This window comes from Dietzia sp. 179-F 9C3 NHS (genome assembly GCF_045369825.1).
In the GTDB taxonomy this organism is placed as follows: domain Bacteria; phylum Actinomycetota; class Actinomycetes; order Mycobacteriales; family Mycobacteriaceae; genus Dietzia.
In genome coordinates this window covers 15,591-29,012 of the sequence record NZ_JBIQES010000007.1, presented here as the reverse complement: position 1 = coordinate 29,012, position 13,422 = coordinate 15,591, and the positions used below count along the sequence as shown (strand labels likewise).

General features: G+C 73.1%; 6 protein-coding genes and 1 tRNA gene. 3 read left to right on the top strand and 4 right to left on the bottom strand.

Annotation, left to right across the window (positions count from 1 at the left end):
• Nucleotides 1-33: 33 nt before the first annotated feature.
• Both ACH0BZ_RS09920 and ACH0BZ_RS09915 read right to left on the bottom strand, forming a co-directional pair.
• Nucleotides 34-408, bottom strand: a complete 375-nt coding sequence (locus ACH0BZ_RS09920; RefSeq protein WP_406898086.1) for a DUF3817 domain-containing protein — start codon at nt 406-408, stop codon at nt 34-36.
• Entirely contained in the window at nt 405-989 is a 585-nt protein-coding gene (locus ACH0BZ_RS09915; RefSeq protein WP_406898085.1) for a hypothetical protein, read from the bottom strand. The genes ACH0BZ_RS09920 and ACH0BZ_RS09915 overlap by 4 nt, the downstream gene beginning before the upstream one ends.
• 60 nt (nt 990-1,049) lie before the next feature.
• Here ACH0BZ_RS09915 and ACH0BZ_RS09910 point away from each other — a divergent pair.
• Nucleotides 1,050-1,131, top strand: a tRNA-Leu gene (locus ACH0BZ_RS09910).
• A 65-nt stretch (nt 1,132-1,196) separates the two neighbouring features.
• Here ACH0BZ_RS09910 and ACH0BZ_RS09905 read toward each other — a convergent pair.
• On the bottom strand, nt 1,197-1,331 hold the full coding sequence (locus ACH0BZ_RS09905) for a methionine/alanine import family NSS transporter small subunit (RefSeq protein ID WP_406898084.1): 135 nt from the start codon (nt 1,329-1,331) through the stop codon (nt 1,197-1,199).
• A gap of 3 nt (nt 1,332-1,334) precedes the next feature.
• Nucleotides 1,335-2,966: a sodium-dependent transporter gene (locus tag ACH0BZ_RS09900; protein WP_406898082.1), complete on the bottom strand. Its 1,632-nt coding sequence runs from the start codon at nt 2,964-2,966 to the stop codon at nt 1,335-1,337.
• A gap of 177 nt (nt 2,967-3,143) precedes the next feature.
• Between ACH0BZ_RS09900 and ACH0BZ_RS09895 the strand changes: the two genes are divergently transcribed.
• Together ACH0BZ_RS09895 and ACH0BZ_RS09890 are read left to right on the top strand one after the other, a co-directional pair.
• Entirely contained in the window at nt 3,144-3,671 is a 528-nt protein-coding gene (locus ACH0BZ_RS09895; RefSeq protein WP_406898081.1) for a hypothetical protein, read from the top strand.
• Between the two features lie 319 nt (nt 3,672-3,990).
• A complete protein-coding gene (locus tag ACH0BZ_RS09890; RefSeq protein WP_406898080.1) occupies nt 3,991-13,422 on the top strand; it encodes a fatty acid synthase subunit beta domain-containing protein in 9,432 nt (3,143 codons plus the stop codon).

Sequence of the window (13,422 nt, the reverse complement as noted above, 5' to 3'; positions counted from 1 at the left end):
CACCCTAGTCCCGGACCGCGGATCGGGGGCCCCTCAGACCGCGTACTCGGAGCGGACGTCGCGGGTGCGCATGTGCTCGAACCAGAAGGAGAGGAACGGGACGGTCCCCGCCAGGGCCGTGAGCAGCGTGCGGGACGCCTTCCAGCGTGCCTTGATGGCCAGGTCGAGCGTCATGAACAGGTAGAGGATGTAGAACACGCCGTGCGCCTGGCCGATGTAGGTGAACCAGTCCGGGGCGTCCGAGGAACTCTCCAGGATGAGGTACTTGTAGACCATCTCCACGGTGAGCACGAGCAGCCACACACCGGTGATCCAGGCGAGCACGCGGTAGCGCGCGAGCGCGCCCTTGATCTTGCCGTCCGGGTCCGGCTTGCGCGTGTCGGTGGTGCGGGTGTCTGCGGTGGTCATGGTGCGGGGTTCTCCTGGGATCGGTCGGCGGGGCGGTCGCCGCTCCGGCGGTCCCGCCTGTCGAGGTCGGCGAGGTAGGCGTTGTAGGCGCGCAGGCCCTCGTCCTCGGGCTCGGCCGCTGCGGCGGGGCGCCGGGTCGGCAGGATGTCGGACGGGATCTCGGTGGGCGTGGAGCCCGGACGACGGCGCCGGGTCCGGTCCCGGGGCGCGGCGGCGCGCTCGTCGTCGTCACCGTGGTCACCCCGGCCCCCTGCGCCCCCGTCGGCCCGGGGCGCCGGGCTCACGCCCGCCGGCTCGGCTCCCGCCTCGGCCTCCGCGTCGGCCTCGAGCCGGATGTACTTGAGGTAGGCGTAGACGAGGAAGCCTGCGAGGAACGGCCACATAAACGTGTAGCCGAGGTTCTGCACGTTGCCCGAGACGGACTGGTAGCGCGCGAGCTGCCACAGGCCCATTCCCAGGCAGAAGAGCGCGCCGACCACCACGAAGGCGATCCAGGAGGGCCGGTGCCGGACCTTGGCGGTGCGGCGCCCACCGTCGGCGGAGTCGCCGCTGGTCGATCGGGCGCGGGGGGTATCGGACACCCCTCCACGGTACCGCCGAGGGCGCGGTAGGCTCACCTCGCCCGGGTACCCTCGGGCCGCGCGCCCGTGGCGGAACTGGCAGACGCGCTGGATTTAGGTTCCAGTGTCTTCGGACGTGGGAGTTCAAGTCTCCCCGGGCGCACGATGACGAACGACCCCGGGCCCTCGCGTGGAGGGCCCGGGGTCGTGTCTCTGGTCGGTAGTGCGTCAGAGGTCGCGGTTGACGCGCGGCGTGACGTCCGCCTCGTCGGGGTGCCCGACGTAGTGCACGATGCTGGCGACGAGTCCGCCCCAGATCACGAGCAGGAACAGCACCATCATGATGATCGCGGGAGCATCCATGGCTCAGGCCTTCTTTCGGGTGGAGTCGGCGGCGGTCTCGCCCTCGCGGGGGGCGAGCCCGTCCCGGTTGGCGTACTCGTTGGCGTAGTCGCTCGGGTCGTCGTCGAGCTCCGGCGGGCCGTCGAGGTGCCGGGCGCCGCGCCAGGGCAGCAGCGAGAGCAGCACCGAGAGGACGAGGATCGCGCCGAGCATGCCCCAGCCGAACACGCCGATCACCGGCAGGTCGTAGCCCTCGTACGGCTCGTTGACGAGCTCGATGATCGTGGTGACGAGTGCGTAGGCCAGGACGATCGGGGTGAGGATCGCCAGGCAGAAGATCCAGAACGTGCCGACCGGCCACGACGAGACCGAGTTGAGGTGGTCCCGCAGCTGCGGGGCGAGCCGCAACACGAACATCACGGCGATGAGCGCGATGAGCGCGATGCCCACGATGCCGAGGTTGTTGGAGAACTTGTCGAGGATGTCGAGGTTCTGCAGGCCCTGTTCGGTGGGCATGAGCACGAGCGAGATGACGGCCATCGGTAGGCCGATAGCGAGGGTCGCCACGGTGCGCGAGCCGCCGATCTTGTCCTGGAAGGACGAGATGACGACCTCGACGATCGAGATGAGCGAGGTGAGGCCCGCGAGGATGAGGCAGACGAAGAACACGACGCCCCAGACGGGCCCGCCGGGCATCTGCGAGATGAGCGCGGGGAAGGCGATGAACGCCAGTCCCGGGCCGCCGCTGACGTCGTCCCAGCCGGCGCCCGCCGACGTGGTGACGAGGAAGCCGAGAGTCGCGAAGACGCCGATGCCGGCGAGCACCTCGAACGCCGAGTTGGAGAAGCCCACGACCAGCCCGGAGCTGGTGAGGTTGGTCTTGCGCTTGAGGTAGCTCGAGTAGGTGAGCATGATGCCGAAGCCCACGGAGAGCGAGAAGAAGATCTGCCCGTAGGCCGCCACCCAGACGCCCGGCTCGGTGAGCACGCCCCAGTCCGGCGTGAAGAACTTGTTGAGGCCGTCCATCGCGCCGTTGAGGAACAGCGAGCGGATGACGAGCGCGGCGAACAGCACCACGAGCAGCGGGACGAAGATCAGCGCGGTGCGGCCGATGCCTTTCTGGACGCCCGCGAGCAGGACGCCGAGGGTGATGATCCACACGGCGACCAGGACGATCACGATGGAGGGGACGAAGTCGAATCCGAAACCGTTGGCTGCGTTGAGGAACGTGCTGCTGAAGAACTCGGCGGACTCCTCGTAGGTCTGGCCCCAGCGCTCGTCGATCGAGAACCAGGCGTAGCTGGCGGCCCAGCCGATGATCACCGCGTAGTAGACCGCGATGACGAAGGCCACGAGGACCTGGATCCAGCCGATCGGCTCGGCCCAGCGGCTCATCCGTCGGAAGCTCAGCGGGGCGGAGCCGCGGAAGCGGTGGCCGATCGCGTAGTCGAAGAACAGCAGGGGCAGGCCCGCGGTGAGCAGGGCCACGAGGTAGGGCAGGAGGAAGGCGCCGCCGCCGTTGTCGTAGGCGACAAAGGGGAAGCGCCAGATGTTGCCGAGGCCGACGGCGGAGCCGATGGCGGCAAAGACGAAGACGGAGCGGCGGGAGAAGGTCTCCCGTGGCTTCACGCCCCCTGTGGTGGCTGGTCTGGTCATGGACGACTCCTTGTCGGAACTCTCGGGCGGGCGGACGACCGATCGGACGTGTGACGGAGGTCACCTTATGGGCTCGCTCCGCAACTTCCTATTTCTAGTCGGCGGGTTGCCATTTGGTGACCTAATCGACGCATTGGGCGCGACCCGTTTTGTGACGAGTGAGACTAGAGTGAAGGTATGAACATCGTCGGTGCAGGTCGGAACCTGGGTCGGGTCGTCGTCGCGGCTGCGGTCGCCACGGCCCTGGGTGGCGCGCCCGTCGTGACCGCGACGCCGGTCGCCGACGCGCCAGCCACCGGAGCGGCCCTCGGCGCCGCGGCCGGGGTCCTCGCGCCCGCCGACGTGGTCCGGGAGACCGGGTCCTGGTTCGCCCACGGCCGCGCCCTCGATCTTCGTGACGACGGCACGGGCACGTTCGCCTCGTGGGTCGGGGCGTTCGACGGCACCCGGCTCCAGCTCCGCCTCGTCCCCGCGCCGGGGGAGGCGACCGTCGCCGAGGTGACGGATATCGAGACGGTCGGCGCCGGCGCCCTGGCCCCGGACGAGACGCCGGGCCTCGGTGGCCTCGTCACGGTGACGTTCGGCGACCCGGTCCGCACGGCGCACGTCGAGTGGACGTCGGGGCCGCGGCGCCTGTCCGCGGACCTGTGCCCCGTCGAGGGTCTCGACGTGGAGCAGATGAACGTCCTGCGCTGCGGCGCCTGACCGCCCCTTCCGCACGCACCGGCCGCCGGGTCTCGGCCGGGTCACGACGCGCCCCATCCGCGCCGTTCGGCCTGAAAACTTGGTAACGATTCGGTAACGGGTCCGCGATGGAACCTGAGGCGCTCCTCACCTGTGAAGATGAGGAAACCGTCAGCTCCGAAATGTGATGGACATCACGGGAATGGTCGGTCCCGCGCCCTGTGGAGTTGCCGGATGTCCGACTTCAAGGTGAGGGGCTCCTCAGGTTTCTGTGGCACTCTGTCCGCATCGCCGGGTCTGAACCGACCGGCTCGCCGCAGACGCCAAGGAGCTCCACACCGTGACGATCGACGACCGCGACCTCAGCCAGCGCTCGACCGAGACCGGGCGCACCGCCGCCCCCCGCCCCACCCGGGCGCTCGCCGACGAGCTGCGGGCGGGTACCGCGTACGCTCTGGCCTTCGGTGGCCAGGGGATCGCGTGGCGCGACGCGCTGAGCGACCTCATCGACGGCACGGGTCTCGGCCCCGAACTCCAGTCGCTCGTCGACGCCTCCGTCGCGCTCACCGAGCCGGTGCACGACGAGATCGCCGTGGTCCGCACCCACGGCTTCCGGCCCATCGAGTGGGCCAACACCACGACCGGTGAGGACGAGGACGACGCCGACCTGCCCGACGACGCCTCGCTCTCCTCGGCCGCGGTGTCCCTGCCGGCCGTGCTGCTCACCCAGATCGGCGCCGTGCGCGCGCTCGGCGCGGAGGGGCTCGACGTGGACGACGCGGTCCCCGCCGCCGTCGTGGGCCATTCCCAGGGCGTGCTGGCCGTGGAGTCCGTAGTGACCTTCGGCTCGATCGACGACCGCCTCCTCGCCGTGGCCGAGCTCATCGGCGCCGCCGCGACCCTCGTCGGCCGCCGCGTGGGCCTGTTCCGCCGCGGCGGCGTGAGCCCGATGGTCGGCGTGACGGGCATCGACGGCGACGCCCTGCGCGCGATCGTCGACGAACTCTTCGCCGACGCCGACCCCGCGCTGCGCCCGTCGGTGTCCATCCGCAACGCGCAGCGCCGCCACGTCGTGGTGGGCCGCCCCGATGACCTCGAGGAGCTGCGCCGCCACTGCGCCGACCTCGAGGCGGAGTCGCGTCGCCGTCGCGAGGCCAAGCTCACCGGCGGCGAGGTCTTCGCCCCCGTCTTCGACCCCCTCGACGTCGAGGTGGGTTTCCACCACCCGGGCATGGCGCCCGCCATCGACGTGGTGGCCGGCTGGGCGGCCCGCTGCGGGCTCGACGCCGACCGCGCGGCCACGCTGGCCCGCGAGGTCTTCACCGACCCCGTCGACTGGGTCGAGGAGATGGCGCACACCCTCGAGGCCGGCGCCGAGTGGATCCTCGACATGGGCCCGGGCGAGGCGCTGACCCGCCTCAACCGGTCGGTGGTCCGCGGCCAGGGCGTCGGCGTGGTGGCCGCCGCCACCCGCGGCGGCCTGCGCAACCTCTTCACCCCGGGCGCCGCCCCGGCAGTCGAGCGGCCGTGGACCGCCTACCAGCCGCAGCTCGTCGAGCTGCCCGACGGCAGCGTCCACGTCGAGACGTCCTTCACCCGCCTCACCGGCTGCTCGCCGATCCTGCTCGCAGGTATGACCCCCACCACCGTGGACCCGGCGATCGTCGCCGCGGCCGCCAACGCCGGCCACTGGGCCGAGCTCGCCGGCGGCGGCCAGGTCTCCGAGGCGATCTTCGCCGAGAACACCGAGCGCCTCGCCGAGCTGCTCGAGCCGGGCCGCAGCGTCCAGTTCAACTCGCTCTTCCTCGACCCCTACCTGTGGAAGCTCCAGGTGGGCGGCAAGCGCCTCGTGCAGAAGGCCCGCGCCGCGGGCATCCCGTTCGACGGCGTGATCGTCACCGCCGGCATCCCCGAACTCGAGGAATCCATCGCGCTGATCGAGGAGCTCACCGAGGCCGGCCTGCGCCACGTGAGCTTCAAGCCCGGCACCGTCGCGCAGATCCGCCAGGTCGTGCGGATCGCCGCCGAGGTGCCCCACATGCCCGTCATCGTCCAGGTCGAGGGCGGCCGCGCCGGCGGCCACCACTCGTGGGAGGACCTCGACGACCTCCTGCTGGCCACCTACGGCACCCTGCGCGACCGGCCCAACGTCGTGCTCTGCGTGGGCGGCGGCATCGGCACCCCCGAGCGGGCCGCCGACTACCTCACCGGCTCGTGGGCCAACGCCCACGGCTACCCGGCCATGCCGGTCGACGGCATCCTCGTGGGCACCGCCGCCATGGCGACTCTCGAGGCCACCACCAGCCCGCAGGTCAAGCAGCTGCTCGTGGACACCGAGGGCGTGGACCACTGGGTGGGCGCCGGCCAGGCCGAGGGCGGCATGGCCTCGGGCCGCAGCCAGCTGGGCGCCGACATCCACGAGATCGACAACACCGCCGCCCGCACCGGCCGCCTGCTCGACGAGGTCGCGGGTGACGCCGAGGCCGTGGCCGCCCGCCGCGACGAGATCGTCGCCGCGATCGACGGCACCGCCAAGCCGTACTTCGGCGACCTCGAGACCATGACCTACGAACAGTGGCTCTGCCGATTCATCGAGCTCTCGCTGGCCCCCGGCGCCTCGGCTGACGGCTGCGTCTCGCGCGACGGCAACGGCTTCGACGTGGGCGGCGACTTCTCCGCCGACGTGGCCGACGGCACCCGCTCCGTGTGGCTCGACCCCACGATCCGCGACCGCTTCCACCGCATGGTGCAGCGCACCGAGGCCCGCCTCGACCCGGTGGACACCGGCCGCATCGTCTCCGCGTTCCCGGAGCCCGTGCAGATGGAGCGTCCCGCCGACGTGGTGGCAGCTCTCGCCGCGCGCTACCCCGAGCTGGGCACCGTCACCCTCCACCCGGCCGACGCCGCCGAGTTCCTCGACATCTGTCGCATGCCCGGCAAGCCCGTGCCGTTCGTCCCGGTGATCGACGGTGACGTGCGCCGCTGGTGGCGCTCCGACTCGCTGTGGCAGGCCCACGACGCCCGCTACGACGCCGACGCCGTGTGCGTGATCCCCGGCACCACCTCCGTTGCCGGCATCACCCGGGTGGACGAGCCGGTGGGTGAGCTGCTCGACCGCTTCGAGTCCGCCACCGCCGACCGCGTCCGCGGCTACCTGCCCGCCGTGGAGCAGGTGTCCGGCCGCCGCCGCGGCGCCGTCACCGCCGCGCAGGGCCCGGTCGCCGACGTGCTCAACGCGCCCGACGTCGAGTGGGCCGGCCGCCTGGTCGTGAGTCCCGTCCACCGCCTGGGTGTCCTGCACGCCTGGGAGATCGGAGCCGACGGCGTTGGCCGCCACCCGGTCTCCGGCGCGGTGCTCACCCCGTCCGCCGACGGCGCGACCGTGGACCTCGTCGTCCCGATCGGACGCGCCGAGATGACCATCACCCTCACCCTCGGCCCGGCGGTGGCCACCGGCGCCGCTCCGGTCGTCACGGACTCCCACGCCGAGGCCGCCATGCGCACGCTCCTGCGCACCGCCGCCGGCGTCGGCCGCGGCGGCGCCGGGGGAGCGACCATCGACTCGCTGCCCGAGGTCGTCGGCGGCGTGGCCCGAGCTCGCTTCGCCTTTGACCCCACCCTCGCCACCGACCACGCCGGCGTCACCGCCGGCAGCCTGCCCACCGGCCTCGCTCCCTCGGCGGGCGTGCCGGACGCGCTCGTCGGGGCCGCCTGGCCGGCCGTCTTCGCCGTGCTCGGCGAGACCCGACGCCCGTCGGGAGCCGGGACCGTGGTCGAGGGCCTGCTCGACCTGGTTCACCTCGACCACGGGGTCCGCATGCACGCGGCTCTGCCCTCCGAGGCCGCCGACCTCGTCGTCGTCGCCCGGTCCGGCGCGGTGCGCGACACCGACCTGGGCCGCGTCGTCGAGGTGGCCGTCGAGGTCTCCACGCTCGGCTCCGACGGCGCCGACACCGCCTTGTGCACCCTCACCGAGCGGTTCGCCATTCGCGGCCGCACCGGCCGCGCCGAGGTGGGCGACCCCCGCCCGGTCGGCGGCGCGCTCACCGACGCCCACGGCGAGGCCGTGAGTCCGGCCGAGACCACCCGACAGACCCGCGTGTCCACCACGCTGGTGGCGCCGCATGACATGACCGCGTTCGCGCTGGTCTCCGGCGACCACAACCCGATCCACGTCTCCGACACCGCGGCCGAGCTCGCGGGCCTGGGCGGCGTGATCGTCCACGGCATGTGGCTCTCCGCCGCCGCGCAGCACGCGGTGCAGGCCTCCGACGGGAAGACCCCCGCGCTGCGGATCGCGGGCTGGACCGCCCGCATGCTCGCCCCGGTCCGCCCGGGCGACCACATCGCCGTGCGCGCCGTCCAGACCGGCCGCCACGCCGGCGGCCAGGTCCTCGAGGTCACCTGCACCGTGGACGGCGCCACCGTCATGGCCGCCACCGCCCTCACCGAGGCCCCGCGCACCGTCTACGCCTTCCCCGGCCAGGGCATCCAGGCCAAGGGAATGGGCATGGAGGGCCGCACGCGCTGCCCGGCCGCCCGCGAGATCTGGGACCGCGCCGACAAGCACACCCGCGAGGCACTGGGCTTCTCGATCCTGTCGATCGTGCGCGAGAACCCCACCGAGGTGACCGTCCGCGGCACCGTCCACCGGCACCCCGACGGCGTCCTCTACCTGACGCAGTTCACCCAGGTCGCCATGGCGTGCCTCGCGGTGGCACAGCGCGCCGAGCTCGAGGCCGACGGGCTGTTCATCGACGACGCCTACTTCGCAGGCCACTCGATCGGCGAGTACGACGCCCTGGCCGCCATCTCCGGTGTGCTCGAGCTCGAGCCCCTGCTGGAGATCGTGTTCCAGCGTGGCTCGACCATGCACCAGTTGGTCCCGCGGGACGCCCACGGCCGGTCGGACTACCGCATGGCCGCCATCCGCCCGTCGCAGATGGGCATCTCCGATGCCGAGGTGGCCGAGTGGGTGGCGGGTGTAGCCCGCGAATCGGGCGAGTTCCTCGAGATCGTCAACTACAACCTCGCCGGCTCGCAGTACGCGCTGGCCGGCACGGTCGCAGGTTGCGAGGCCCTGGAGAAGGCCGTCGAGCGCGAGCTGGAGATCTCCGGTGGCAAGAACGCCTTCATCCTGGTCCCCGGCATCGACGTGCCCTTCCACTCCACCGTCCTGCGCGGCGGCGTCCCGGACTTCCGGGCCACCCTCGACGCGCTGATCCCGCACGACATCGACATCTCGGTGCTCGTGGGCCGGTACATCCCCAACCTCGTGCCGCGCCTGTTCACCCTGGACCGCGACTTCGTGCAGGAGATCGCCGACCTCGTGCCGGCCGAGTCCCTCGCCGAGGTGCTCGCCAACTGGGACGCGTGGGCCGCCACCCCGGTCCGCCTGGGCCGCCTGCTGCTCGTGGAGCTGCTGGCCTGGCAGTTCGCCAGCCCGGTCCGCTGGATCGAGACCCAGGAGCTGCTCTTCACCCCGGTGGAGCGCGGCGGACTCGGCGTGGAGGCCTTTGTCGAGGTGGGCGTGGCCAACGCGCCGACCGTGGCGAACCTCGCCTCCAAGACCCTCGACCTGCCCACGCACCGCGGCCCCCGCGCCCAGGTGCTCAACGTGGAGCGCGACTCCGCGGCCCTGTACGGCACCCTGCCGCCCAGTGTCGACGACGACGAGGACACCTCCGCCTCCACGGATGCCCCGGCCGCCCCGGCCGACGAGGCGTCCGCCACCCCGGCCGCCGGCTCTGCCGAAGCGGCCCCCACAGACCCCGCACCGGCCGTCAACACCCCCGGCACGGCCGGTGCGGACCGATCCACTACGCCCGCAGAGGCCGCTCCCGGCGCCCCGCGCCCGGACGACCTGGACTTCGGCGCCCCCGAGGCCACCCGCATGCTGGTGGCCCTGCGCACCAAGGTCCGGCCGGAGCAGATCGCCGGCGGCGACTCCATCGAGACGCTGTGCGACGGCGTCTCCTCGCGCCGCAACCAGCTGCTGCTGGACCTGGGCACGGAGCTGAGCCTGGGCGCGATCGACGGCGCGGCGGAGGCCGACTTCCCGACGCTGTCCGACCAGGTCTCGCGCCTGGCCCGCGGCTACGCGCCTTTCGGTCCGGTCCTGTCCGACGCGGTGGGCGAGGCCCTGCGCGCCGTGCTCGGCCGCTCCGGCAAGCGCGCCTCGTACATCGCCGAGCGCGTCACCGACACCTGGGAGCTGGGCCCCGGCTGGGCGCAGCACGTCACGGCCGAGATCGCCCTGGGCACCCGCGACGGCGCCTCGATTCGCGGCGGCGACCTCGCGACGCTCGACGCGTCCGGCGTCAAGGACGTGGCCGCGCTCGACGCGCTCATCGACGCCGCCGTGCAGGCGGTGGGTTCCGCCAACGGCGTGGCCGTGGCCAAGCCGGCCTCCGGGGCGGGCGGCGGCGGGGTCGTGGACTCCGCGGCCCTCGACGAGTTCGCCGAGGGCGTCACCGGCGCCGACGGCGTGCTCGCCCAGACCGCGCGGACGATCCTCACCCGCCTGGGCCACCTCGAGCCCGACGCCGTGGACCTCCTCGCCGAGGCCGACCCGGACGCCGAGCTCGCGGACCTCGTGGCCGCCGAGCTGGGCTCGGACTGGCGCCGCGTGGTGGCGCCGGCCTTCGACGCGGACCGCGCCGTCCTCCTGGACGACCGCTGGGCCTCGGCCCGCGAGGACCTGGCCCGCCTGTGGACCCGGACCGACGTGCCGGCCGACGCGGCCGAGTCGTTCCGCGGCGCCGGCGCGATCGTCGCCGAGCAGGCCCATTGGTGGGCCGGCCGGGCCACGGACGCGCGGCGCGACGCCCACGCGGACGCCTTCCGGGCGATCGGCGAGGCCGCCGCCGAGGAGTTCGCCGGCGAGTACGCCTCCGACGTCGCCGTCGTCACCGGCGCCGGCAAGGGCTCCATCGCCGCGGCCGTCACCGGACGTCTCCTCGCGGGCGGGGCCACCGTCGTGGCCACCACCTCGAGCCTGGACGCGCGCAAGCTGGCCTTCTTCAAGGACCTCTACCGCACGCACGCCCGCGGCGGTGCGGCCCTGTGGGTGCTGCCGGCCAACCTCACCTCGTACTCCGACGTGGACGCTCTCGTCGAGTGGGTGGGCAGCGAGCACGCCGAGAGCATGGGCGGGCAGACCACCGTGCTCAAGCCGGCGCTCACACCGACGCTGCTGTTCCCCTTCGCCGCCCCGCGCGTCCAGGGCTCGATGGCCGACGCCGGCCCGCGGGCCGAGACCGAGATGCGCGTCCTGCTGTGGAGCGTGGAGAAGCTCGTGGCCGGGCTCGGCGCGATCGGCGCCGACACCGACGTGGACTCCCGCCTGCACGTGGTGCTGCCGGGCTCGCCCAACCGCGGCATCTTCGGCGGCGACGGTGCCTACGGCGAGGCCAAGGCCGCGCTCGACGCCATGATCGCCAAGTGGGGCTCGGAGAAGTCCTGGTCTGAGCGCGTGACCTTTGTCCACGCGATCATCGGCTGGGTCCGCGGCACCGGGCTCATGGGCCACAACGACCCGCTGGTCGAGGCCGTCGAGGCCGCCGGCGTGAGCACCTGGTCCACCGCCGAGATGGCCGCCGAGCTGCTGCGCTGGTGCACGCCGGACTTCCGCGACGCGGCCGGCGACGGCCCCGTCACCGTCGATCTCACCGGCGGGCTCGGCACGGCCGACCTCGACATGTCGGCCCTGGCCGCCGACCGCCCGGCGACCTCGACGGACGTCGAGGAGGACGCAGCGGAGGGCACCATCGCCGCGCTGCCGTCGCCGCCCGCCGTGGTGGCCGACGAACGCCCCGAGTGGGGCGAGGTCACGCAGGACCTCGAGGACATGGTCGTGATCGTGGGCGCCGGCGAGGTCGGCCCCTACGGCAGCGCCCGCACCCGCTTCGAGGTGGAGACCTCCGGTGAGCTCAGCGCCGCCGGCGTGGTGGAGCTCGCCTGGTCGACCGGCCTCATCACCTGGGAGGACTCGCCGCGGGCCGGCTGGACCGTCACCGCGACGGGTGAGCCGATCGACGAGGCCGACATCGCCGAGCGCTTCGGCGAGGAGGTCCTGGCCCGCGTGGGCGTGCGCCGCTACGCCGACGACGCCGGCGCGGAGATGTTCGCGGGCGAGGCGCCGCTGCTGACCTCGGTGTTCCTGCCGGAGGACCTCACCTTTGTGGTGGACGACGAGGCCCAGGCCCGCGCCTACCTCGAGGCCGACCCGGAGAACACGGTCGTCACGCACGATGCTTCCGGCGACTGGGTGGTGACCCGCAGGGCCGGCACCGAGATCCGCGTGCCGCGCCGCACCACGCTCACCCGCGTGGTGGGCGGCCAGATCCCGACCGGCTTCGACCCCACCGCGTGGGGCATCCCGGCCGACATGGCCTCGGGCATGGACCGCGTGGCCGCGTGGAACCTCGTGGCCACCGTGGACGCGTTCATCTCCTCGGGCTTCACCCCGGCGGAGCTGCTCGCCCACGTCCATCCGGCCGACGTCGCCAACACCCAGGGCACCGGCATGGGCGGCATGACCAGCATGCGCTCGCTCTACATCGACGGGCTCCTGGGTCGGTCGCGCGCCAACGACACGCTGCAGGAGGCGCTGCCCAACGTGGTGGCCGCGCACGTCATGCAGTCCTACGTGGGCGGCTACGGCGCGATGGTCCACCCGGTGGCGGCCTGCGCCACCACGGCCGTGTCCGTCGAGGAGGGCTTCGACAAGATCCGCGCCGGCAAGGCCGAGTTCGTGGTGGCCGGCGGGTTCGACGACCTGTCCATCGAGGGCATCCAGGGCTTCGCCGACATGTCCGCCACCGCGGACTCGGCGGCCATGGCGGCCAAGGGCATCGACGAGCGCCACTACAGCCGGGCCAACGACCGCCGGCGCGGCGGGTTCGTGGAGTCGCAGGGCGGCGGCACGATCCTGCTCGCCCGCGGCGACGTCGCGGCGCGCATGGGCCTGCCGGTCCTCGGCGTGGTGGCGTGGGCCGGCTCGTACGCCGACGGCGCGCACACGTCGATCCCGGCCCCGGGCCTGGGTGCCCTGTCCGCCGGCCGTGGCGGGGAGCGGTCGCCGCTGGCGCGCGGGCTCAAGGCCCTGGGCCTGACCGCCGACGACCTGGCCGTGGTGAGTAAGCACGACACCTCGACCAAGGCCAACGACCCCAACGAGTCCGACCTGCACGAGCGACTCGCGGCGTCGATCGGCCGCTCGGACGGGAACCCGCTGTTCGTGGTGTCGCAGAAGACGCTCACCGGGCATGCCAAGGGTGGCGCCGCGGCGTTCCAGCTCATCGGCCTCACCCAGATGCTGCGCTCGGGGACGCTGCCCCCGAACCGCGCCCTGGACTGCGTGGACGACGTCCTGGACCGCCACCGGCACCTGGTGTGGCTGCGCGAGCCGCTGCAGCTCGGCGGTGCGATGCCGCTGCGGGCCGGCCTGCTCACCTCGCTGGGCTTCGGCCACGTGTCCGGCCTCATCGCGGTGACACATCCCGAGGCGTTCCACCGCGCCGTGGCGGCGCAGCTCGGCGACGAGGAGTCCGAGCGTGTCCGCGGCGTCGCGCTCGAGCGCGAGCACGCCGGCGCCCGGCGCCGGGTGGCCGCCATGTACGGTGGCGAGTCCCTCTACACCCGTCCGGAGGCGCGTCGCCTCGGCGAGGGCTCGGCCGACGCGGTCAAGGAGCGCGAGGCCGCGGTCCTGCTCGACCCGGCCGCCCGGATCGACGACGACGGCGTGCTCGCCGCACCCGGGGGCGAGTGA

Bases quoted from the DNA above. Each gene is read 5' to 3' on its own strand.
- ACH0BZ_RS09895 (WP_406898081.1), top strand. From the start codon at position 3,144: ATGAACATCGTCGGTGCAGGTCGGAACCTGGGTCGGGTCGTCGTCGCG.
- ACH0BZ_RS09900 (WP_406898082.1), bottom strand. From the start codon at position 2,966: ATGACCAGACCAGCCACCACAGGGGGCGTGAAGCCACGGGAGACCTTC.
- ACH0BZ_RS09920 (WP_406898086.1), bottom strand. From the start codon at position 408: ATGACCACCGCAGACACCCGCACCACCGACACGCGCAAGCCGGACCCG.
- ACH0BZ_RS09905 (WP_406898084.1), bottom strand. From the start codon at position 1,331: ATGGATGCTCCCGCGATCATCATGATGGTGCTGTTCCTGCTCGTGATC.